Origin of the sequence: Streptomyces antarcticus (assembly GCF_026627255.1) — a bacterium.
Lineage (GTDB): Bacteria > Actinomycetota > Actinomycetes > Streptomycetales > Streptomycetaceae > Streptomyces > Streptomyces antarcticus.
In genome coordinates, this window is sequence record NZ_JAPNLM010000033.1 from 1 (window position 1) to 21,557 (window position 21,557).

Annotated in this window: 20 protein-coding genes and 4 pseudogenes; 11 read left to right on the top strand and 13 right to left on the bottom strand. The window is 70.2% G+C overall.

Translation table 11 applies throughout. The features are described from left to right. The 4 genes and pseudogenes from OTB16_RS33470 to OTB16_RS33485 all read right to left on the bottom strand — a co-directional run. Positions 1 to 320: pseudogene (locus OTB16_RS33470) on the bottom strand (flotillin family protein); the annotation flags it as partial. A 64-nt stretch (positions 321 to 384) separates the two neighbouring features. Continuing rightward, positions 385 to 990 carry a hypothetical protein gene (locus OTB16_RS33475; protein WP_267725879.1) on the bottom strand — a complete coding sequence of 202 codons (606 nt, stop codon included), beginning with the start codon at positions 988 to 990 and terminating at the stop codon, positions 385 to 387. Positions 991 to 1,708: 718 nt separating this feature from the next. Further along, positions 1,709 to 2,770: a PucR family transcriptional regulator gene (locus tag OTB16_RS33480; protein ID WP_267725883.1), complete on the bottom strand. Its 1,062-nt coding sequence runs from the start codon at positions 2,768 to 2,770 to the stop codon at positions 1,709 to 1,711. A 216-nt stretch (positions 2,771 to 2,986) separates the two neighbouring features. Beyond that, positions 2,987 to 3,330 (bottom strand): annotated as a pseudogene (locus OTB16_RS33485) (MFS transporter); the annotation flags it as partial. Positions 3,331 to 3,407: 77 nt separating this feature from the next. Here OTB16_RS33485 and OTB16_RS33490 point away from each other — a divergent pair. From OTB16_RS33490 to OTB16_RS33510, 5 genes and pseudogenes are all read left to right on the top strand, one after another. After that, positions 3,408 to 4,543 (top strand): annotated as a pseudogene (locus OTB16_RS33490) (IS3 family transposase). Positions 4,544 to 6,139: 1,596 nt separating this feature from the next. Then, complete coding sequence (locus tag OTB16_RS33495) at positions 6,140 to 6,274, top strand: hypothetical protein (RefSeq protein WP_267725886.1); 135 nt, start codon at positions 6,140 to 6,142, stop codon at positions 6,272 to 6,274. Between the two features lie 113 nt (positions 6,275 to 6,387). After that, entirely contained in the window at positions 6,388 to 7,020 is a 633-nt protein-coding gene (locus OTB16_RS33500; RefSeq protein WP_267725889.1) for a hypothetical protein, read from the top strand. Next, positions 6,975 to 8,657 carry a hypothetical protein gene (locus OTB16_RS33505; protein ID WP_267725892.1) on the top strand — a complete coding sequence of 561 codons (1,683 nt, stop codon included), beginning with the start codon at positions 6,975 to 6,977 and terminating at the stop codon, positions 8,655 to 8,657. Before OTB16_RS33500 ends, OTB16_RS33505 begins: the two co-directional genes overlap by 46 nt. 211 nt (positions 8,658 to 8,868) lie before the next feature. After that, a complete protein-coding gene (locus OTB16_RS33510; protein WP_267725895.1) occupies positions 8,869 to 9,255 on the top strand; it encodes a hypothetical protein in 387 nt (128 codons plus the stop codon). Between the two features lie 82 nt (positions 9,256 to 9,337). On the opposite strand, the gene OTB16_RS33515 is transcribed toward OTB16_RS33510, so the two are convergent. Further along, on the bottom strand, positions 9,338 to 9,787 hold the full coding sequence (locus OTB16_RS33515) for a hypothetical protein (RefSeq protein ID WP_267725897.1): 450 nt from the start codon (positions 9,785 to 9,787) through the stop codon (positions 9,338 to 9,340). Between the two features lie 405 nt (positions 9,788 to 10,192). After that, positions 10,193 to 10,447 carry a hypothetical protein gene (locus OTB16_RS33520; protein ID WP_267725899.1) on the bottom strand — a complete coding sequence of 85 codons (255 nt, stop codon included), beginning with the start codon at positions 10,445 to 10,447 and terminating at the stop codon, positions 10,193 to 10,195. A 558-nt stretch (positions 10,448 to 11,005) separates the two neighbouring features. Between OTB16_RS33520 and OTB16_RS33525 the strand changes: the two genes are divergently transcribed. Both OTB16_RS33525 and OTB16_RS33530 read left to right on the top strand, forming a co-directional pair. After that, the gene (locus OTB16_RS33525; RefSeq protein WP_267725901.1) at positions 11,006 to 11,179 is read left to right on the top strand and encodes a hypothetical protein; all 174 of its coding nucleotides are present in this window, start codon (positions 11,006 to 11,008) and stop codon (positions 11,177 to 11,179) included. 41 nt (positions 11,180 to 11,220) lie between these two features. After that, a pseudogene (locus OTB16_RS33530) lies at positions 11,221 to 11,379 on the top strand (undecaprenyl-diphosphatase); the annotation flags it as partial. Between the two features lie 634 nt (positions 11,380 to 12,013). Here OTB16_RS33530 and OTB16_RS33535 read toward each other — a convergent pair. After that, positions 12,014 to 12,640 (bottom strand): YigZ family protein, encoded by a 627-nt coding sequence (locus OTB16_RS33535; protein WP_267725903.1) that lies wholly within the window; start codon positions 12,638 to 12,640, stop codon positions 12,014 to 12,016. Between the two features lie 97 nt (positions 12,641 to 12,737). Here OTB16_RS33535 and OTB16_RS33540 point away from each other — a divergent pair, with 97 nt between their 5' ends. Then, positions 12,738 to 13,142 (top strand): CoA-binding protein, encoded by a 405-nt coding sequence (locus OTB16_RS33540; RefSeq protein WP_267725905.1) that lies wholly within the window; start codon positions 12,738 to 12,740, stop codon positions 13,140 to 13,142. 101 nt (positions 13,143 to 13,243) lie between these two features. Here OTB16_RS33540 and OTB16_RS33545 read toward each other — a convergent pair whose 3' ends face one another. Beyond that, positions 13,244 to 13,858 carry a helix-turn-helix domain-containing protein gene (locus OTB16_RS33545; protein ID WP_267725907.1) on the bottom strand — a complete coding sequence of 205 codons (615 nt, stop codon included), beginning with the start codon at positions 13,856 to 13,858 and terminating at the stop codon, positions 13,244 to 13,246. A 107-nt stretch (positions 13,859 to 13,965) separates the two neighbouring features. Between OTB16_RS33545 and OTB16_RS33550 the strand changes: the two genes are divergently transcribed. Then, complete coding sequence (locus OTB16_RS33550) at positions 13,966 to 14,832, top strand: DMT family transporter (RefSeq protein WP_267725908.1); 867 nt, start codon at positions 13,966 to 13,968, stop codon at positions 14,830 to 14,832. Positions 14,833 to 14,847: 15 nt separating this feature from the next. Here OTB16_RS33550 and OTB16_RS33555 read toward each other — a convergent pair whose 3' ends face one another. Continuing rightward, positions 14,848 to 15,645 (bottom strand): acyltransferase, encoded by a 798-nt coding sequence (locus OTB16_RS33555; protein WP_267725910.1) that lies wholly within the window; start codon positions 15,643 to 15,645, stop codon positions 14,848 to 14,850. 166 nt (positions 15,646 to 15,811) lie between these two features. On the opposite strand from OTB16_RS33555, the gene OTB16_RS33560 reads away from it, so the two are divergent. Next, on the top strand, positions 15,812 to 16,351 hold the full coding sequence (locus OTB16_RS33560; RefSeq protein ID WP_267725912.1) for a gamma carbonic anhydrase family protein: 540 nt from the start codon (positions 15,812 to 15,814) through the stop codon (positions 16,349 to 16,351). 36 nt (positions 16,352 to 16,387) lie between these two features. Here OTB16_RS33560 and OTB16_RS33565 read toward each other — a convergent pair whose 3' ends face one another. From OTB16_RS33565 to OTB16_RS33575, 3 genes are all read right to left on the bottom strand, one after another. Next, positions 16,388 to 17,053 (bottom strand): DedA family protein, encoded by a 666-nt coding sequence (locus tag OTB16_RS33565; protein ID WP_267725914.1) that lies wholly within the window; start codon positions 17,051 to 17,053, stop codon positions 16,388 to 16,390. A gap of 58 nt (positions 17,054 to 17,111) precedes the next feature. Beyond that, positions 17,112 to 19,634: a beta-glucosidase family protein gene (locus OTB16_RS33570; RefSeq protein WP_267725916.1), complete on the bottom strand. Its 2,523-nt coding sequence runs from the start codon at positions 19,632 to 19,634 to the stop codon at positions 17,112 to 17,114. A 117-nt stretch (positions 19,635 to 19,751) separates the two neighbouring features. Further along, positions 19,752 to 19,952 carry a type II toxin-antitoxin system VapB family antitoxin gene (locus tag OTB16_RS33575; protein WP_267725918.1) on the bottom strand — a complete coding sequence of 67 codons (201 nt, stop codon included), beginning with the start codon at positions 19,950 to 19,952 and terminating at the stop codon, positions 19,752 to 19,754. Positions 19,953 to 20,135: 183 nt separating this feature from the next. Between OTB16_RS33575 and OTB16_RS33580 the strand changes: the two genes are divergently transcribed. Beyond that, on the top strand, positions 20,136 to 21,023 hold the full coding sequence (locus tag OTB16_RS33580) for a hypothetical protein (RefSeq protein ID WP_267725920.1): 888 nt from the start codon (positions 20,136 to 20,138) through the stop codon (positions 21,021 to 21,023). Between the two features lie 76 nt (positions 21,024 to 21,099). On the opposite strand, the gene OTB16_RS33585 is transcribed toward OTB16_RS33580, so the two are convergent. Beyond that, positions 21,100 to 21,537 carry a DUF4442 domain-containing protein gene (locus OTB16_RS33585; protein WP_267726011.1) on the bottom strand — a complete coding sequence of 146 codons (438 nt, stop codon included), beginning with the start codon at positions 21,535 to 21,537 and terminating at the stop codon, positions 21,100 to 21,102. Between the last annotated feature and the right edge of the window lie 20 nt (positions 21,538 to 21,557).

Here is a 21,557-nt window from a genome sequence, read left to right on the forward strand (position 1 = left end):
TCCTCGACGGTCTTGTTGACGCGTACGAAGAACGAGATGCGGATGTCGGCGCGGATGTTGTCCTTGCAGATCAGACCGTCGCGGCCGGTCCGGGAGATCTCGATGGTCTTCACCGAGATGTCCATGATCTCGGCCTTGTGCAGCACGGGCAGCACGACCTGCCCGGTGAAGGTCACATCGACCTTCCGCATCTTGGAGACGATCAGAGCCTTGCCCTGCTCGACCTTGCGGAACAGCCGGGTCACGACAAGCAGTGCGGCGACCACGAGGACGAGAACGACGATGACGAGCGTGCCGAGGCCCAATGAGATGGCATCCATGAGGAATCCCCACGTGAGAAGTCGAAGCTGAGAAGCCTGGAAGGCTGAGAAGAAGGGCGGCGGATCAGCCGCGCGGGTCGAGCGCCGCGTCGAAGGGCGCGACCCAGAAGAACTCGCCGGCCTCGTCGTACGCGTAGAGCAGCGCGGTACTGCCGAGCATCAGCGGATCACTGCCGAGCTGGCGGACCTGGACGACCGCGGTGGAGCCGTCCCCCGCCGCGACCTCCGCCTGGCCGAACTCCGCGTCCACCCGTCCCGTGCGGATGACGCAGGTCAGGCCCACGAAGTCCAGCCGGGACGGCCCCGGTTCGTCAGGGAAGAGCTTCGTCAGGGGCCGTACGAGCACGCGCGTCACGCGCCACGACAAGAACGGCGAAGCGAACAGCAGGACAGCGCCGAGAAGATGGACCGGGGCGTCTGGCCAACCCGTACGGGCAAGAAGAACAGACCCGGAAAAACTCGCGAACCAGGCCACGGCGATCAGCAGCGAGGCGGACACGGTGACGGGCACACCCCCGAGACCCAGAGCACCGCTGTCGGCATCGGAGCCGACACCCTCATGGTCCGCGGCCCCGCACAGCACGAGCAGCCAGAAGCCGAGGACGACGACCAGGGCCGCGCTGAACAGCACGGTGGGAAAACCGAGAACGGCATTGATGAACTCGTCCACGCGTCCCCCTCCCTTCCGACACCCGGCATCAGGTGCGTGAGCCCGTCCGGCTTCGGGCCATCCTGCCCTGTCGACAGCCCGTCCCACATTGCCGATCACCGGCAGTCTTTACGCGACTTTGACACCGCCCGAGGGTGCGACGACAGGCATTGGGGGCAGCACCAAACTCCTGCTAGTGACCAACGAAAGGTGACAGTGACCTCGGGGCCCTCGGCAACCGGCCCGAGCGATCAGTGCGGATCGCGCACGTCGGCGCGCACGCCGACGGCAGGCCGTTGCTGCGACTCCGGGTGGGACAGCCCACGAAGCCGGTGCCCAGGCCGGACCTGCTCGTGCACCAGAGATCGAGACCGGCCCCGGCACCGGCTGACCCAGCTAGGCCGTAGTCACATGGGGTCGCGAGTTGCTGGACGAGTGTCAGGAGCGGGACCAGGTCCTTCTCCGCCCGGCGACAGTGAGGAGCAGGCTGACTGGCTCGTGGGGTGCGACGCCGCGCACAGCCGGTACGTAAGGCCTCCAGGATCGGATTCCCAGGTGTGCCTGTCGTTGAATGCTACTGACACGTGGCCTGCATGCCGAGGTCCTCGCCAGCACCATGCGGTGGGATGCGCCGCGAGCCGCCCCCCACCGGTCAGTCGGCGAACCATCTACTGACCGGCGCCGCCTGGATGCCTCGCGCCCGTACGACCGGAATGGCCACCTCGCTCGACGCTCGCTGTCACGCCACCGTATCCGGCCAGCCCAGTAGGCGAGCGCCGATCACCGCGGTCTGCAGGGTGTAACGGTTGTGGGGATCCGCCGGGTCGGCGGCGGTGAGGGTGTGGATGCGCTCCAATCGGTATGTGAGCGCGCGCACGCTCAGGGAGAGCCGCCGCGCCGCCTCGGTCGCCACGCAACCGCTGTCGAAGTACGCGGTGAGCGTGTCCAAAAGAGGCTGGGCGCCACCGCGGGCTTGCCGCAGCGGGCCGAGGACGCTTTCCACCAGGTCGGCCATGGCCTGCCGGTCCCGGGTCAGGACCGGATAGACCAGCAGGTCAGCGGAGTGCAGCACGGGCCCTTCCAGCCCCATCCGTTCCGCGAGGTCGAGAGCGTTGAGCGCCTCCTCGTACGCGTGCACGACGCCTCCCGCACCGGAGTGTGACCGGCTTATCGCGACGCGTCCGCCGTCCGTGGCCGCGTACGCCTGCTTGGCGAAGTACGCCAGGACGTCCGGCTGGTCGCCGGGAGCCACGCAGATCAGCCTGCCGTCCTTCGTGGTCAGCAGGATCTGCCGGTTGCCGAACCGGGCCAGGACGGTCTCCTCGATACCCCGAGCCACGGGGTACCCATCGCCGTACGGCTCCGGTCCCTGGGCCACCGCTACCGCGTGGGCCTGCGACAGCCGCAGCCCGAACCGCTCGGCCCGCTCAGCGAGCCTGCCCAGGTCACTGCGCCCGTACAGCAGGTCGTCGACGAACTCCCGGCGCGCGGCCTCCTCCTGCCGCACCGCCTGATGCTGCGCCCGCTCGTATCCTTCGGCGAAAGCGTCCACCGCCTGTTCGACGGCGGCCAGCAGCGGCCCCATCGACCCGGACGGCAACCGGGGATGTACCTCCCGCGCCGCCGCCAGATGGTCCCGGATGAGGCCACGCAGCGCCAGCCCCGCCTCCGCTGCCCGCGCGCCCTGAGCCCTCCGGGACTCCACCTCGTCGCGGGTGAGCCGACGCCCCGTGGCGCAGGCGTCAAGCAGAATCTCAGCACACCCGGCCACGTGCCCTGTTGGCGCTGCTGCCTCGACCACGCCGCTCCCCCGATCTCACGCCTGCTGACGCGCCCTTTACCCGGGAACCAGGGTGACACGTGCTGAGCGGGACCCCGTCATCGGCATCAAGACGACGTAGAAAAGGCCGCGGGCCGGGTCGGACTCGACGCACACCACCGGGATCTCCATCTCCCGCAGTCGGGCCAGGACACGCGTACCGATCTTGCCCAACCCGAGCAGCACCACGTGCCCCGAGAAGGGGCGGCTGCGGGTGACCGGGGTGCGGTCGATGACGGGTGGCGCTGGTGGTGCGGGCGGCCAGGGCGCGCATAGGGCCAGGGCGTGCGCGGGAATGGTGACAGCGGCCAGGATCACGGCGAGGACCGCGTACGTCGCCCGCCAGCTCAGGTGCTCGGCGAGGACCGCGGTCAGGGGGGCGAAGACGGTGGAGGCGAGACCGCCCGCGAGGGTGACGATGGTCAGGGCCCGGACACGGCCGGGTCCCCACCAGCGGGTGAGTGCGGCGAAGGCGGGCGGGCGGGCGGGTAGAAGGTGGCGGCCATGGCCACTTCTGCGAGCATCCAGCCCACCGTGAAGATGGCCAGGTGGGTCTGCCGCACGATCGGGTGACATCTGAACTGGCTTGCCTTATGGGGCAGGTGGGAAGGGTGTCGCTGTGCCCAAGCCTTATCCGGAAGAGTTCCGCCAGGACGTCGTGCGGGTCGCGAGGAACCGCGGTCCAGGTGTGACGGTCGAGCAGGTGGCCACCGACTTCGGCGTCCATCCGATGACGTTGTGGAAGTGGATGCGCCGAGCGGACATCGACGATGGGTCCAAGCCCGGAACGTCCGGCCAGGAGAGCGCGGGCTGCTGGAGCAGGAGAACGAGGTCCTGCGTCGGACCGCGGGCTACCTGTCGCAGGCGCATCTGCCGGGAAAAGGGTCTGCCCGCTCGTGAAGGAGCTGGCCGGGGACGGGGTGCCCGTCACGGTGACGTGCCGGGTGCTCAAGCTCGCCAGAGAGCCCTACTATCGCTGGCTCGACCAGCCGGTGGGCGAAGCCGTGCTCGCGGAGGCGTATCGTGCGAACGCGCTGTTCGGTGCTCATCGTGAGGACCCGGAGTTCGGCTACCGATTCCTGGCCGATGAGGCCCGCAACACCGGGGCCGCCATGGCGGACCGGACCGCGTGGCGGATCTGCCGGGACAACCGCTGGTGGAGCGTGTTCGGGAAGAAGCGCGGCCGGACCAAGAAGGCCGGCCCGCCGGTGCATGACGATCTCGTCCGTCGTGACTTCACCGCGACCGGCCCGAACCGGCTGTGGCTCACCGACCTCACCGAGCATGCCACCGGCGACGGAAAGCTGTATCTCTGCGCGATCAAGGATGTCTTCAGCAACAGGATCGTGGGCTACTCCATCGACGCGCGGATGAAGTCCCGCCTGGCCGTGACCGCCCTGGACAACACTGTGGCCCGGCGCGAAAGTGTCGCCGGATGCATCCTGCACAGCGATCGCGGCTCGCAATTCTCGGTCCCGGAAGTTCGTCCGGGCTCTCGACCGCCACCGGATGGCCGGCTCGATAGGGAGAGTCGGGGCAGCCGGTGACAACGCGGCCATGGAGTCCTTCTTCAGCCTGCTGCAGAAGAACGTCCTCGATCGCCGGAAGTGGGCCACCCGTCAGGAGCTAAGGATCGCCATCGTGACCTGGATCGAGCGGACCTACCACCGCCGCCGCAGGCAGGCCGCACTCGGCCGACTGACCCCCGTCGAATTCGAGACCGTCATGACCACACCGGCCCTCCAAGCCGCGTGACCCGACCTGTCACCCTAACCTGCAGCAGACCCGTGGGCACTCCCCGAATCGGCGGTGCCCACTTCCTTCTGGTCGCCTCCGGTTCGCACACCTCAACTCTGCCCACCACTCATCACGCAGGTTCATCTAAAGGGCCCTTGTGGGATCAACCCGGCGACCCAGGGGCCGTGATCAACTCACGGCCATCGCCAGGGAAAGGGCCTCTTCGATATCGCCCGGGTTCAGACGCTCACTCTAGATATCGTTCCCGGCGGGATACTCCTTGCGCCGCCCGAAACTCAATCGCCAGCGGGCTACTCGGTGCGTGCACCGGCTACACAGCTCCGGTCCGGAAGATGCGCGGCCCGAATCCACACGAACCGCGCCACCCAGGTATTCCACTCCCGCAGGTATCGGACCGCATCGATCCGCGGTGGCCGGCTTACGTAGTGGACGCTCCGCTCGGCGACACGCTTCCCAAGCCATCAAGGCTTGTCCAAGTCAGCACCAACCCAGCACGGTTGAGGTTCTCAGGGGTGATGACGGGTGATGAGAGGTCAGCACCAGGTCAGCACGGGGATGCAGGAGGGCCCCACCTAGAGGCGAGGCCCAAGCGCTTGACCTGCATGTTTGTACTCATAGGATCATTCATGCTAAGGGATCCGCCAAAAAGGTGTGCAGGAACCTCATGAAATCGCCCTGACCTGCACGTTTACCCCTACTGCGCCTTAAAAACCAGCACGAACCAGCACGGGGGCTCGCCATGAACGCTTGCCACGCTAACGCATGGCGCCCCTGATCCGCCGCTCACCTAAGATCACCCCGGAAAATTGGAGGACAATTTTTCACGCCGTCGATCCTTGCCGCATCCCGAAAGACGCCGGCCGTAGCAGCACGCCCGCGTCGTACACGCTTCCACAGTCCTGCGCAGTGGAACGGAGTCAGGGTGCGCACCACGTTTGGTGGCCTCTGCGACCCGGGGCGCGCCCCTCGACCCACATCGGCTCGAAGTAGAGGACGGTGCTCACTACCGGTGATCACTTCACAAGGTCGCTGTGATCTTTGCTCCGTAGGCCACAGGCGCCGTTCCCCCAGTCGATGCCGCAGCCACGCGCGGCGAACTACTCCCGTGTCAACCGTGCCTCGAAGGGCGTAACCGCTCCCGCCGGACGGCATGCGAGAAGGGTCTTGCCCCTGCGGACGCCACCCAGATGGTGCGGAGCGCGGCGGCTGGTCAGGGTGCGCCGCGACTGACGCTGAGCGAAGCCGTGTTCCTGTCCCTGCCACCTTCCGTCCCCGTCGGGGCGCGCGGTCCGGCAACAACGGCTCGATCCGTGCCCATTGTTCATCGGTCAACACGCCTGGGATTAACCACCGGACACCCCAGCGGACAACCGCCGGCGCCCCGCGCCGATGTCCCGCACGAGGCGATCTCCGCCGCAGGAAGGACGGCACGGGGCGCCTGCTCAGGAACCTGCCAGACAGCGCGGACCAGAACATCGCTGTACGGCTGGCCGACCGCCCGAAGCTGGCACCGCTCGCGGCCAAGCAGGCTGCCCCCCGCCGCGCCGCGCGAGTGCCGGTTGCGAGCTGTCCGAGAAGGAGACCGTCTTCGCCGTGGATGACCTGTTCGACGGAGTCCTGCCCGGTGCGTCCATCTCCATGCAGCTGGAAATCGGCCCGTCCGCTCCGGAGGCCATCGCATCCGGCGCCTACGAGGGGACGGTCAGCATCACACTGGCCCTGAAGTAGGGGCGACGTTCAACGGCATCAACATCGGGACGAAGGCCAACGACGCCGAGTCGGCTTGGAAGGACGGCACCGTCTCCGTCACCGGAGGGCGTGCCTCGGACGACTTCAAAGCGGTGTTCTCGACCTTCGGGATCATCGGCAAGTACATCGCGAGCAACGAGATCGCAGCCTCCGACTTCGAGTCGGGGATCAAGAGCTCGATCACGCAACTTGACGAGAGCTCGGATGCCAAGAAGAGCTGGTTTGTCGACAAGGACAGCTACGGCGACGTGAAGGAGTTCGGTGAGGAAGAGGGGCCCAAGCCGGTCGATCACCCGGTGATCTCGACCGACGGCACGGGCTTGACCTCCTCTCATCCCGGTAAGGATTCGACGGTCTTCACCACGACGGGGACGAAGGGTGGCTGTGGCTTTACGGTGGGTAAGACACCCTCCTCATGCAACCTGTCTCCCCTGGCGGCGTACAACTACCTCAACACCGGGTTCAACCCCAGCTCACTGGCCATGTACTCATCGAACAACGCCACCAGCGGGTTCACCCGCGAGAACCACATGGCCGTCAGCCAGGTGGGCACGGGGCCGGCCAAGTTCATGTACTGGAGCAACTCGGCCACGGTCCTGGGCTCCATCGTCCTGCTCGGCTTCTGGTACGCCATCGGCATGCTGGCCGGGGCGATCAAGCGGACCTTCTGGTGGCCGCCGTGCCGTTCGCGACGCTGGGCGCCATGCAGGCGATCGCCAAAGTGATCGTCTACTCCACGGCGATGATCCTGGAAGTCCTCGTCACGCTATTCGTCTACCAGTTCGCCTCGGAGTTCCTGATCTCGGTCCCGGACATCTTGGCCGGCCCCGTGTCGAGCTTCATGAGCCCGGGTGGCTTGTGGGGCAGCGCTGCGCTCGGCGGGATCATCGTGGTGGTCCTGACCCTGATCTCGTCGCTGGTGATCATGGGCATCACCTTCGCCCTGCTACGGGTGCGCAAGACTGTGCTGCAGGCGATGGACGAGGTGGTCACCAAGCTCGTGGACAAGTTCCTCGAGACGAACAACACGCCGAAGCCGGACAAGGGTGGGCTGATGCCTGCTCTGGCCTCGGGTGCGGGGGCTGGCGCGGGTATGGCTATGGGCAACAAGCTCGCCAACGGGTTCAACAGCAAGACCAGCGGTCCGGCGTCCCCGTCCCCGAGCACGGGCAAGCCCACGGGCAAGACGGCGTCGACGAACGCCGGCGGCACGAACGGTGACGCGATGGAGTTGACGTCCGGTAAGCAGCAGCTGGCCCTCGAGGGTGGCGGGCAGGATGGACCGGATGGCCCGGACAGTCCGGCGCTGGATGGTGGTCCTGGTGGTAGTGGCTCCGGCGGCGGCAGTGACGGCGTCAAGGCTCTGCCGGGCGGCATCGGTCCCGCCGGTGTTCTGGGCACGCCCGGTCGCGACGGACACGCCGACAAGGGTGGTCCGCTGCAGCTGACGAGTGGCAGAGCGGGCAGCTCGCGCTCGGACAAGCAGACGGCGCAGGGTCTGAGCAACCAGGGTGGCCTGTCGAACCTCGGGTACAGCGCGGACGGCCACAAGGTCATCCGCGGTGAGGTACTTTCCTCGTCGACGGAGCCGTCGAGTTCTCGTGGTGGTGCTCAGGGCCAGAGCGGCGCCGGCGGCGCAGGTTCTGTCCCGACCAGCGGAAACGGTAAGGCTGTCGCCGGTCAGACGGAACCGACGCAGTTCGGCACGGGTTCACAGGGTGCGCAGAACCAACAGGGCGGCAACCAGCAGGCTGCACCGCAGCGCTTCAGCGGCGACGCTGTGCCTGCCCCGGATCCTGCTCCGACGCACTCGGGTGCGCCGAGCACGCGTCCGACACGCTCCGCTCAGGGCGCCACCCCTGCCCCGGCTCAGGCTCCGACGCAGTCGGGTGCGCCGAGCACGCGTGCGACACGCTCCGCTCAGGACACCCCTGCCCCGGCTCAGGCCCGGACCCCCGTCCGGCCGCCGGCACGGCAGGAGCAGGCCGTGGCGCAGGCGAACCGTGACCGGCCGCTGCCCGTCATCAACGCCCGCGGCGACGGCGCCTCGGCTCCGAGGCAGCCCGGGGCCGGTGCTCCGGCTGTGGGTCAGACTCCGGCTGCGCCTGGTGCGCGGACTCCGGCTCGGACACATGCAGCGCATCGGCCGGGTTCGATCCAGGCGTCGCCGCCGCGTCAGACGCCCGCCCCGTCGGCTCATGCTCCGCGGCCGCCAGCTCCTGCACCGGCTCCTGCGCCGCGGCAGGCTCCGGTTCCGCGTCCGCCTCAGGTTGCCGATCCGACCCCTCAGAGCGTGGGGACCCCGGAGCCGCAGCAGCGGCCGGCCGGTGGCCCCCGCCGAGGCCGGCGCGAGGAGGACTGATCGTCCGATCGAGGGCGAGCGTGGAGGCCTGACGCACCCGGTGAGAACGATCACCCTCACCGGGTGCGTCGCCCTTTGAGCAACGTGAGGAGAAGGAGGGGGCATGAGGCTCGGATCGAGGCTTCGCGGCGAGTTCCCGCGTGGCTGGTGGAGCTCGGCGCGATGGTGGGTCACCGGGATCCGTGAGCCGGCACTGAGTACTGCGGCGGCTGTGGCTACCGTAGTGTTCGTCGGCGAGATGGTGCGCGCCGTGCGGCATCGTGACGAGCCGAGGATCCTGGCGCGTCTGGTCGGCTCGTTCGAGGGGTACGTGTCGGGCCTTCTGGTCAACGGCGCAGGCTTGGGCGTTTTGGGCACCATGGAGATCGAGAATGATCTGCCTGTGGTGCTGATGGTGCTGCTGACGGGGTGGTGTCTGTCCAACATCGGCGTCACCGCCGTGGTGTTCGTCGTGGTGGCCCAGTCGCGGATTCGGAGGCCAGAGGCATGGGCCGAGCTCGATTTCGTCGAGCGGCATGCCCCGAAATACGGCCGGCCGCCCGAGACGATCGAGGAATACCGGGCGCTGCAGCTTCAGGAGTGGACGTCAGAGGCTTGACCAGCCGAGGAAGGACAGAACCCCGTGGACGCGATGCCCACGGGGTTCTGCGCTGCTTAACCGGCCGAGCGGGACGTCGACGCTACGTCCCGCACTTGGTCTTGTAGCCGTCCAGCAGAGCCTTGCCGGCATCCGAGTTGTCACGCACGTACGCGCTACCGCTGATGCTGATCGAGGTTTCGCTGGTTGAGATGGACTCGCTGCCGGTCCGCTTGTTGCGGCTGTCGTCTCCGGCGACCGTCCAGATGATCTGGGACTGATCCTTGTTGAACTCACCGGTGCTGGTCACACCCGGCTTCTCGTAGACACCATCGCAGTTGTACTCATGATGCGAGACGTTGTTGCCCTTGACGACCAGCTGGCCGAGGTTGGACGTGCGGTTGACGTCCTTGATGTAATAGGTACCGTCGAGCTTGCTGGCGCCGTCGCTGCTTCCGCTGCAGGCCGTGAGTATGAGTGAGCCCGCGGCCAGGGCCGCGATGGACACGGTCATCTTGGCCCGCGTCCTACGTACAGCGCTGGTGATCCTCATGGCGTTCTCCCTTCATTCGTTATAGAAGTCGGTTCGAGACAGAAGGCCAGTCAAAATAACCTATGGATAGGTGACTTCGGCGGACCGGGACCGGTCTGTCGGGTGCCTTCTCGGAGGTTGTCGAGCCGATGCTCAGTCAGCGCTAGCGCGACCTCGGCCTGATTGAGCGCGTGTTCGCCGTCCTGTATGCGCCACTGCAGACGCTGCACGGGCGGGGCGTCTGCTTCTTGGACTGCCAGGTCGCCGAGTTCACGCAGCTCTGCGTACGCTCCCTGCAGCTGTTCCTCGTGGTGTGCCGACCTGACCCTGAGGCGGCCAGCCCGCTCTTCCCACCCGCGCACCCGCGACTCGCGGTCGAGCCTGGTCTTCCCCTCGATCCAGGCACGAAGCTCGGTTGGGTCGACGTCACTCGGGAGCCCGGTGGCGAAAGGCCCCTCGGGTTCCGGCATGTCGATAGGGATGTGCGACAGCAGCACCGCGGGTCGTGTCGAGCACATAGGCGATCGCGACGAGATCGTCGACGGTCACGGGGCGAGCACATCGCTCCATCTCCGCGAGGGCGTCGGCTGAGATCGGATGATCGAGCATCAAGAGCACGTAGGCCAGCTCGTCGATGGTCAGCTCGCGCAGCTGGCGGTAGTGGGTGATGGCGTCGGACACAGCAAGGGATGTTCACGACCATGCGGCCTGCCGAGCTCTACACTCTGCGCCGCGAGTTCTGCCACCCGAACTGGCCGACCTCAGACCCCGACCTTGAACGGCGGAAAGAAGCCCTGGAGCGCTACGGGCCAACGGCACTGCCCGCGCTGCGCGTCCAGTGGCAGTTCCAACGCGAGTTCGGCAAGGGGCCGGTGAAGCTCTTCCCACCAAAGTACGAATCCCATCGAAATCTCTCCCTCCCCGGATTCATCGCGGAGCTGCACACGGCGCTCCTCGCCACCCATGACCACGAGTACCTGTTCCCAGCGATCAGCGGCGGGCTGCTGGCCAACACAAACTTCAGCTACTCCTACTGGCGGCCGGTCTCGCGCGGGCGACCAGCCTCCGAGGAGTTCGCGAGGATTCGCCTGGGCCAGCCCCCGCTGGCCATCTCCCGCCGCCCCCCTTCCAGAGGTCCCTGCGACCGCGTACGCCGGGAAGCGGCTGTACCTGCTTCGCCACGGCGGCAAGGAGTGGCTCGACGAAGATCGACACAGTCGCATCGCCGTGGAGACCCGCATGGGCCACGAGGTCGCCGGCGTGGAAGGTCTCTACTCGCACGTTACCCTGAGCATGGAGCAGGAGATTGCCGATTCGCTGCAAACCAGGTGGCTGCGCTTCGTGGCCAGCGAGGGAGAGCACTGGAAGGTGCCATCTCCCAGCGCTCTCCCATTCGATCTTGAAGAGTGGTAGAAACAGCAGGTCAAGGCCGCTCAGGACCTCGACACATGCACTGGTTCATGAAGTTCATCTCGACCAAGAGCTTCATGCCCTTCGTGATCTACCGGTTCGTGATCTACCGGATCCTCCTGGGCATCCTCCTGTTCGTGCTGATCGGCACGGACGTGCTGAGCCCGCACGCGGGTGAGTCCGGCTCCCAGGTCGTTTCTTAGCGATCACCTCGCAGCCCAAATGTGGATGGCCGCGAGGTGGAGGGCGGCCTGGTAGACGGTGGCGGTCTTGTCATAGCGAGTGACGATGCCGCGCCACTGGCCGGGTTCAGACGCTCACTCTAGATATCGTTCCCGGCGGGATACTCCTTGCGCCGCCCGAAACTCAATCGCCAGCGGGCTACTCGGTGCGTGCACCGGCTACACAGCTCCGGTCCGGAAGATGCGCGGCCCGAATCCACACGAACCGCGCCACCCAGGTATTCCACTCCCGCAGGTATCGGACCGCATCGATCCGCGGTGGCCGGCTTACGTAGTGGACGCTCCGCTCGGCGACACGCTTCCCAAGCCATCAAGGCTTGTCCAAGTCAGCACCAACCCAGCACGGTTGAGGTTCTCAGGGGTGATGACGGGTGATGAGAGGTCAGCACCAGGTCAGCACGGGGATGCAGGAGGGCCCCACCTAGAGGCGAGGCCCAAGCGCTTGACCTGCATGTTTGTACTCATAGGATCATTCATGCTAAGGGATCCGCCAAAAAGGTGTGCAGGAACTTCACTCGCCGGTCCCGCCGCACATGCCGTCTCCCCCTGGTCGCCCCGCTCGCCGTTCCTGAACCCCTCTACGCTAACGCGTCCCTCAGGGCGCGTACGTCTCTCCGCCGAGGGTGAGGGTGGCACTGCCCGCCGTACTGTCGGCGAGCCAGGCCTCGAAGCCGGGCAGGTCGGCCTCCGGGACGGCGACCTCGATCTCCACCGCGGCCCCGTAGCGCAGGTCCACGACGGTCCGGCCGGTGGAGCGCAGGTCGTTCTGGGTCTTGCCGGCGCGCTGGTGGTCGACGGTGACGGTGGCCAGCCGGTAGCGGCGGCGGGTGACGGTGCCGAGGGTGTCGAGGGCCTCGCCGACGACTCCCCCGTAGGCGCGGATCAGACCGCCGGCGCCGAGTTTCACGCCGCCGTAGTAGCGGGTGACCACGGCGACCGCGTAGCGGACGTCCCGGCGCATCAGCATCTGGAGCATGGGCACCCCGGCGGTGCCGCCGGGCTCGCCGTCGTCGCTGGCCCGCTGGACGGAGGCGTCGGCGCCGATCACGTAGGCGTAGCAGTGATGCGAGGCGGCGGGGTGCTCCTTGCGGATCCGCGCGACGAACTCCTGGGCCTCCCGCTCCGTCGCGGCGGGTGCGAGCGCGCACAGGAAGCGCGAGCGGTTGATCTCCGCCTCGTGCTCGCCCTCGCGGGCCACCGTCGCGTACTGGTCTGCCTTCACCGCTCCACCCTACGGGGAATCGGACATGTGTCCTTTCGGTTGATCAGGCAGTACGGCAGACCCGGAACTCAGTCCAGAGCATCAGGAGGCGGCGCGCGTGTACGGCGATCCGGCAACCATCCGAAAGATCCTCACCGAAGTCGGCGACACCTGGGCCGTGGTGGGCCTCTCGAACAACCAGGACCGCGCGGCCTACGGGGTGGCCCGCGTCCTCCAGCGCTTCGGCAAACGCGTGGTCCCCGTGCACCCGAAGGCCGAGACCGTGCACGGGGAGCCCGGGTACCCCTCGCTGGAGGCGATCCCGTTCAAGGTGGACGTGGTGGACGTCTTCGTGAACAGCGCGCTGGCGGGGCCGGTCGCCGACCAGGCGGCGGCCATGGGGGCCGAGGCCGTCTGGTTCCAGCTGGGCGTGATCGACGAGGCCGCTTTCGCGCGCACCCGCGAGGCCGGTCTGACGATGGTCATGGACCGCTGCCCGGCCATCGAGATCCCGGCCCTGTAGCCCGGCGGCCGGCCCGTGGACGGCGCCGCCCCGGTGTGCCCTCGGCGCACCGCGCGGCGCCGCGCGCGCCTTCAGTGCGTCTCAGTGCGCCTCAGTGCGCCTCAGTGCGCCGCGCCGGCCTTCCTGGCCGGCGCGGGGACCGGCGCCGACACGGGCGGGACCGACACCGCGAGCGTCATCTCCATCGGGACGGAGCCGTCGTTGCGGTAGGAGTGCGCGAGGTTGGCCTCGAAGGTGGCCGCGGCCCCGACCGGCACCCGGAACTCCTCCTCGCCGACCACGAGCGTCAGCTCCCCCGCCGTGACGTGCAGCATCTCGATGGTCCCGGAGGGGTGCGGGGCCGAATCGGTGCCCTCCCCGGGAACCAGGTGCCAGGTCCACAGCTCCATCGGCCCGCGCTCGTCGGTGCCGATCAGCATGGTCGTGGAGCTGCCCGCCTCGCTCGTCCAGATCCGCACGGACTTCTGTGGCGCGACGATGCGGACCTGCGGGCCGCGGTCGTAGTCCAGGAGCGCGGAGATGCTGACGCCCAGGGCGTCGGCCAGCCGGACGGTCGTGCCGACGCTGGGGTTCGTACGGGCCTGCTCGATCTGGATGATCATGCCCCTGCTGACGCCCGCCCGGGCCGCGAGCGCATCGAGCGTGAAGCCGCGCTCACCTCGCCAGCGCTTGAGGTTCGCGGCCAGCGACTGCGTGAGCTTTTCGAGGTCGGACAAGGACCCATCACCCTTCAGTCCAATATCGTGGATGACAGAGTGCAGCAGAGTGAACTACCGTGCCCTGTACTCGAACGTTCAATGCACTGTACTGCGAGGTTCCCACCATGACCGCCCTCTTCGCCCTGGCCACAGCGGTGCTGTGGGGTCTCGCCGACTTCGGCGGCGGGCTGCTCACCCGCCGCATCCCGGCCCTCACGGTGGTCGTCGTCTCGCAGATCGTCGCCGTCGTGGTGCTCGGCTCGGTCGTCCTGGCCACCGGCGCCTGGCACGAGGCCGGGCCGGGGCTCTGGTTCGCGGTGGCCGCCGGGGTCGTCGGGCCGGTGGCGATGCTCAGCTTCTACAAGGCCTTGGCGCTCGGGCCCATGGGCGTGGTCTCGCCGCTGGGCTCCGTGGGCGTGGTGGTGCCCGTCGCGGCCGGTCTGGCGCTGGGCGAGCGGCCCGGCCCCGGCCAGTTCGCCGGGATCGCGGTGGCCGTCGCCGGCATCGTCCTGGCGGGCGGACCGGAACTGCGCGGCGCGCCCGTCCAGCGGCGGGCCGTCGTCCTCACCCTGGTCGCCGCCTTCGGCTTCGGCGCGGTGATGGCCCTGATCTCGCACGCCTCCACCACCCTCACCGGCCTGTTCCTCGCGCTGTTCGTCCAGCGGGTCACCAACGTCGCCGTGGGCGGCGCCGCGCTCTGGGTCCAGGTCCGGCGCGGCGTCCCGGCCCTCCCCTCGGGCACCGGACCGCGCGTCCTGTGGGGCCTGCTGCCCGCCCTCGCCTTCGTCGGCCTCGCGGACGTCGCGGCGAACGGCACCTACTCCGTCGCCGCCCAGAGCGGCCCGGTCACCGTCGCCGCCGTACTGTCCTCGCTCTACCCGGTGATCACCGCACTCGCCGCCTTCGCGGTGCTCAAGGAACGCCTGCGCACCGTCCAGGCGGCGGGCGCCGGCCTGGCCCTGGCGGGCACGGTCCTGCTGGCCGCGGGCTAATGCTGCGACCGGGGTTCACCGTGTCGCGGCGCCCGGCACGGTACCTCGCCGCGTTGTCGGACCATCCTGACGGGCCTGTGCCTCCGCGAGCTCCGCCAGCCCGCGCAGCTGTTCCGGGGTCATCCCGTCGGGGATCGGCACCGGGGCCGGTGTGCGCAGCGGCGGCTGCCAGCCCGTCTCCGGCTCCCAGCGCCGTACGACGCGCGCCGGAGCCCCGGCCACGACGGCGTGGTCCGGCACCTCGCCCCGTACGACGGCGCCCGCCGCCACCACGACGTTGCGCCCGAGCCGCGCGCCCGGCAGGACCACCGCCCCGGTGCCGAGCCAGCAGCCGGGTCCGATCTCGACCGGTGCGCTGCGCGGCCACTGGCGGCCGACGGGCTGGTGCGGGTCGTCGTAGCTGTGGTTCGTGGACGTGATGTACACCCCGGGGCCGCAGAACGTGTCGTCGCCGATGGTGATCCGGGTGTCGGCGATGACGTGGCTGTCCCGGCCGATCACCACCCCGTTGCCGAGGACCAGCATCGGCTCCGCGCCCAGGTCGAGGTCCGGCATCATCCCGGCGGTGAGGGTGACCTGCTCCCCGATGATGCAGTGGTCGCCCAGCCGGATCCAGCGCTCGCCGAAGACCGTGCCCTGCGGGAAGGCGAGCCGGGTGCCGTGCCCGATCGCGCCGAAGCGCAGCCGCCCCGGGGTCTGCGCGGTGACCGCGCCGGCCCGCTGCATCCAGCGCCAGCCGGCGTGGACCGCGCGGTTCGCCAGCCCGCGGCGCAGGGCCGCGAGGGATGAGAACGTGTTCTGGTTCTTCGGCACCCGGCCACGGTAGTGGGCGCGGCGGCGGGCGTCCGGGCGGCGGACCTGTGATGTTCACCCCATCGCGGGGGCGTACGGGCGCGTGCCCTACGGTGCCGGTAGCGCGGCGGGAACCCGTACGGACGAAGACGTACGGGCGGGACAAGCGAAGTCAGAGGAAGAGCACATGACGCAGCAGTCGGTCCGGGCACTCGTGGCGGGCGTGGGCGGGAAGAGCCCCGTCGTCGACCCCACGGCCTTCACGGCGCCCACCTCCGTCGTGATCGGCGACGTCACCCTGGCGGCCGGAGCGAGCGTCTGGTACTCGGCGGTGCTGCGCGCCGACTGCGGGCCGATCACGCTCGGCGCGGACAGCAACGTCCAGGACAACTGCACGGTGCACGTGGACCCCGGGTTCCCGGTGTCGATCGGCGAGCGGGTCTCCATCGGCCACAACGCCGTGGTGCACGGCTGCACCGTCGAGGACGACTGCCTCATCGGCATGGGCGCGACCGTCCTCAACGGCGCGGTGATCGGCGCCGGTTCCCTCGTGGCCGCGCAGGCGCTGGTCCCGCAGGGGATGGTGGTTCCGCCCGGGTCGCTGGTCGCCGGCGTCCCGGCCAAGGTGCGGCGCGAGCTGACCGAGGAGGAGCGCGAGGGCCTCAAACTCAACGCCGCGATGTACCTGGAGCTGGCGAAGCAGCACCGCGCCGCGGTGACCCCCTAGGGGTGTCGTCGCCCGGGGGAGCGTCGCCGCGCGGTGTCAGTCGGCGACGCCCACCGGGACCGGCTCGGACGCCTGCGCGGCGGCGGTGCGGACCTCCGCGGCCGCCTTCTTCATCCGGCTGCGCACCACCAGCGTCACGGCGAGCCCGAACAGCACCGCGAGCAGCAGCGCCGCCCAGGAGAACCGCTTGAGCCAGGGCTCCGCGACGATCCCGACCGAGTAGATGACGGCCGTGGTGCCGCCCGCCCAGAGGATTCCGCCGAATACGTTGGCGATCAGGAACTTCCAGTACGGCATGTGCAGCACGCCCGCCAGCGGCCCGGCGAAGATCCGCAGCAGCGCCACGAACCGCCCGAAGAAGACGGCCCACATGCCCCACTTCTCGAAGGAGCGTTCCGCGAGGGCCACGTGCTCGGGCCCGAAGTGCTTGGGGAAGCGCCTGCCCAGTTTCGCCAGCAGCGGCTTGCCGCCCCGGCGCCCGATCGCGTAGCCGATCGAGTCGCCGACGATCGCCCCGGTGATCGCGCAGGCACCGAGCACCACCGGGTCGATGTCGCCGTGCTGCGAGGCCAGCAGCGCCGAGCTGACGAGGACGATCTCTCCCGGCAGCGGAATGCCGAGGCTCTCCAGCCCGATGACCAGGCCCACCAGGAGATAGACGCTGACCGCCGGAATCGTCTCCAGCCATTCCTGGATGTGCACCGGTACGTCCTCCCGAGTCGACTCCGGCGCACCCCCTGTGGCACGCCGAGCGGGCAGCCTACCGGCTCCTCACCACCGCCTTTGACCTCAGTGGCAGTTCGCGCGACGAGCGGCCCGCGAACACCTCGCGGCGGCCGCCGCCCAGCACCCACGCGTGCCGTTCGGGGTCCCAGGAGGACAGGGACCTCGGGTCGATGGTGACGGTGACCCGCTGCGCCTGGCCCGGCGCGAGGGTGAGCCGCCGGTATCCGGCCAGCGCGCGCACCGGCTGGTCGAGCTTCAGCTCCGGCGACGGGCCGACGTACACCTGGGCCACCTCCGTGCCCTTGCGGCGCCCGGTGTTGCGGACAGTGAACTCCACCCGCAGCCCGCCGTGTTCCGGCCGGACCACGAGCTTCTCGTACTGCCACGTCGTGTACGAGAGCCCGTGCCCGAACGGGAACAGCGGGGCCGTCCGCTGCGCGTCGTACCAGCGGTGGCCGACGTACACGCCCTCGGTGTGCTCCTGCCGGCCGCCCACCCCCGGGTAGCGCAGCGGGTTCCCGCCGAACGGGGTCGCGTCCTCGTCGGCGGGGAAGGTCTGGGTGAGGCGGCCGCCCGGGTCCACGTCCCCGAAGAGGATGTCGGCGGTGGCCCCGGCGCCCTCCTGCCCGGGGTAGTACGTCTGGAGGACGGCTCCGGTACGGGAGAGCCAGGGCATGGTCGTACTGGAGGAGGTGTTCAGCACGACGGTGGTCCTCGGGTTCGCGGCGGCGACCGCCTCGATCAGCCGTTCCTGCCCGCCCGGGAGCGCCAGCGAGGTCCGGTCGGTGCCCTCGGTGGCGTCCTCGTAGGCGAACAGGACCACGCTGCGGGCCGCTTTGGCCGCCTTCACCGCCTCGGCGAGGTCCGCCGCCCGGCTCGCCCGCGTCGTGAGCCGCAGCCGGAACCGCTGGCCCGCGGCCCCGCCCCGGGCGGACACGGCGAGCCGGTGGGCACCCGCCTTGAGGGCGAGGGTGCGGCGGCGGACCGCCATCCCGTCGGGGGCGGTGCCCAGCAGCCCGCCGGCGAACTGCTCCGCCACGCCCTGCCGGACGGGGAACAGCTCCTCCCCGTCGAGGCGCACGCTCGGCCGTTGCCCGGTGTAGTGGACGAGCAGGGTCCACTCGTCGGCGGCGGTGAGCGTGAAGGTGCCCTGGTGGCTCCAGGTCCGCCCGGCCTCCAGCCTGCGGTCGTCGAGGTCGGCGGGGGGCCTGAGGAGCACCGGCGGGAGGGGGCGCCCGTACAGGTCCTCGCCGAGGGCGTGGCGCACGGTGGAGCCGTTGCCCGCGCGCTGCCGGATCGCGGCGAGCGGGGCGGCGGCCGCGTCGGGGACGACGTGCGCGCTGCCGCCGCCGCTGACGAAGGGCACCTGCCCGGTGGGCCCGATGACGGCGATCGAGCGGGCGGCGGCCCCCGCCAGGGGCAGCGTGCCGCGTTCGTTGCGCAGCAGCACCGCCCCGGCGGCGGCGACCTTGCGGGCGGTCCGGGCCCCGGCAGCGGCGTCGCGGGCGGGCCGCGCCGCGGGACGGTCCGTCAGCAGCCCGAATCGGTCCAGGGTGCTCAGGACGCGGTGCACGGCGAGGTCGACGGTGTCCTGGGAGACGGAGCCGCCGCGCACCGCCTCGCGCAGCGGCGCCCCGAAGTGGGTCGCGCCGGGCATCTCCACGTCGAGGCCCGCGCTGATGGCGGCGACGGTGCTGTGGACGGCCTCCCGGTCGGAGATCACCCAGCCGTCGAACCCCCAGGCCCCGCGCAGCACTTCTCCGAGCAGCGGCCCGCTCTCGCAGGCGTACACGCCGTTGACCTTGTTGTACGCGCCCACCACGGCGCCCGCACCGGCGGCCACGGCCGCCTCGAAGCCGCGCAGTTCGGTCTCGTGCAGGGTCCGTTCGGCGGCGATCACGTCGACGGTGTCGCGGCCCTTCTCCTGGTTGTAGAGGGCGAAGTGCTTGACGGCGGCGATGAGCCCCTCGTCCTGGATGCCGCGGATCACCTCGGCCACCAGGTCGGCGGTGAGGCGCGGGTCCTCGGCGAAGGTCTCGAAGTTGCGCCCGGCGTACGGGGTGCGGATGAGGTTCGCCATGGGGGCGAGCAGGACGTCCAGGCCGAGCGCGCGGCCCTCCCGTCCGAGGACCCTGCCGTACTCGCGGGCCAGTGCCGGGTCGAAGGCGGAGGCGAGCAGGACCGGCGCGGGCAGCGCGGTGGCCGGTGTGGCGACCCGTACCCCGGCGGGCCCGTCGGCGAGCCGCAGCGCCGGGATGCCGAGGCGGGGAACGCCGGGCACGTATCCGGCCTGCCCGAGGGGGGCCGGGTCGCGGGCGCCGTGCAGCAGGGCGGTCTTCTCCTCGAGGGTGAGCCGCTCCAGCAGGGAGTCCACGCGGGCGGCGCCATCGGCCGCGTCGGCCCCGGGGGCTCCGGCGGCGGGCGCCGGGGGTGCGGGCGGCGCCGTGCCCCGCCCCGCGCCCGGCGGTACGGAGGGCGCGCAGCCGGCCGCACCGAGCGCGGCGCCCGCCCCCGCGAGCAGCCGGATCGCGGAACGTCTGGACACGGCCTCGCTCATGGGCGCTCCCTGCGGCGTCGGGCGGCGGGAGTGGCCCGCGCCGGACCGCTCCCGCCGCCCACTGTGCGCCGCACGCCCCGCGGGGCCGGTTCAGACGCGCCACCGGGGCACCGAGGTTCAGCCCTGCGGCGGCTGCTCCGCGGTGTCGGCGATCCGCCGGGGCTCGTCCTGCCGCTGGACCCGCGCCTCGGTGCGGTGCCCGCGCGCGATGTAGTCCCGTACGACTGCTTCCACCGCGTCCTGCGGAGAGCCGACCCCGGCGAGGACCATCACCTCCACCACGAGTTCGGCGTCGAGGCTGATGTTGACCTTGGCCACGGGTACCCCCTTCTTACGGTCGTCGTGCGAGGGACTCTAGCCGCAGCCCGCCGCGGATTCCCCGGTTCCCCCAACGGCCCCCGGCCGCTCCCACTACGGTCTCCCTACGCACACCCCCACCGGCACGTTTTGCCACCTCGGGTACGCGTGCGTCCGACACCATCCCGCCCGCACTGGAGCGCCGTGTACCCACCGCCGCACACCCACACTTACGGCTTCACCCCGGCGCCGCCCTCCCGGCGCTGGTGGCAGCACCCCGCGCTGATCATCGCGGCCCTGGTCCTCCTGCCGCCGGCCGGCATCGTGCTGGCGTGGACCAGCCGTTGGAGCCAGGCGAAGAAGATCGTCGCGACCGTGCTCGGCGGTCTCTGGTTCCTGCTGTTCCTCGTGTCGGACCCGCCGGAGAAGACGGACGACGCCAAGTCCGTGCCGGTTGCCGCCGGGACGGTCACGCCGACGCCGCAGGCTCCCCCTTCCTCCAGCCCGGCCCCGCCGCCCACTCCGTCCCCGTCCGCCGAGCCGCGGATGCCGGCCGTGGTGGGGAAGGCGTTCGCCCAGGCCGAGAAGGCCGTACGGGACCTGGGCGGGACCGGACTGACCGCCCACAGCGCCTACCGCGACGTCGTGCTCCCCGCGAGCCACTCCGACTGGACCGTCTGCTTCCAGGGCCTGCCGACCGGATCCCCGATATCGGCCGGGCTCGCCGCCCCGGCCGTCCACCTCGTAGCCGGCGGGACCGCGTGCCCGGCCCGGGAAGGCACGGACCTGCGCCCCCGGCCGGCCCCCGAGCCCACGCGCACACCGGCTCCCCCGCAGGACGACTCCTCCGGCAGCGGCGGATCCTCCTCATCCACCGGCGGTTCGGGCGGCTCCGGCGGTTCGGGCACTTCCGGCGGATCGAGCGGCTCCGGCAGCTCCGGCAGCTCCGGTGACAACGACGGCGGCGGTGCGCCGGTGAAGCGCGCGGGTTCGTTCTGCGCGCCGGCCGGTTCCACCGCCGTCACCTCCGCCGGCACCCCGCTCGTCTGCGGACCCGCCTCCGACGGGCGCAACCGCTGGCGCAAGAGCTAGGGCGGACGGCGCGAGGCCCCCGCCCGGCTGGGGTGGGGGCCTCGCGGCTGTCCGGCGCCTCGACCGGGCGGGAGTGCTACGCGTTGGGGCGCAGGGTCCAGACGACGGTCATCTCGCCCGTCACGGCCTCGTCCTCGCGCTGGATGGCGATGGTGACGGGGAACTCGGGGCGGCCGCCCGCGTCGAGCTCGGCGACGACGTCCGCGACCGGGCGGCCGAGGGTGGCGGTGGCCGTGACGACGCCCTTGGCGAGCTTCTTGTAGCCGATCTCGGCCTTCACGGCCAGCGGCACCGCACGCGAGAGCTGGTCGCCGAAGGCGGCCAGGACGATCGCACCGCTCGCGGACTCGGCGAGGGTGAACATGGCACCGGCGTGCGGGCCGCCGACGTGGTTGTGGAAGTCGGGCTGGTCCGGAAGCCGGACGACCGCGCGCTCGGGGGTGGTCTCCAGGAACTGGAGGTTCAGGGTCCGTGCCATCGGCACCGTCGCGGCGAGCAGTTCGCCCACGTTCATCTGGTCTGCGCTCATGCAGC

What these genes read in the sequence shown, in the direction of transcription:
- OTB16_RS33515 (WP_267725897.1), bottom strand. Translation starts at nt 9,787, where the DNA reads ATGAGGATCACCAGCGCTGTACGTAGGACGCGGGCCAAGATGACCGTG.
- OTB16_RS33525 (WP_267725901.1), top strand. Translation starts at nt 11,006, where the DNA reads ATGGGCCACGAGGTCGCCGGCGTGGAAGGTCTCTACTCGCACGTTACC.
- OTB16_RS33550 (WP_267725908.1), top strand. Translation starts at nt 13,966, where the DNA reads ATGACCGCCCTCTTCGCCCTGGCCACAGCGGTGCTGTGGGGTCTCGCC.
- OTB16_RS33560 (WP_267725912.1), top strand. Translation starts at nt 15,812, where the DNA reads ATGACGCAGCAGTCGGTCCGGGCACTCGTGGCGGGCGTGGGCGGGAAG.
- OTB16_RS33570 (WP_267725916.1), bottom strand. Translation starts at nt 19,634, where the DNA reads ATGAGCGAGGCCGTGTCCAGACGTTCCGCGATCCGGCTGCTCGCGGGG.
- OTB16_RS33585 (WP_267726011.1), bottom strand. Translation starts at nt 21,537, where the DNA reads ATGAACGTGGGCGAACTGCTCGCCGCGACGGTGCCGATGGCACGGACC.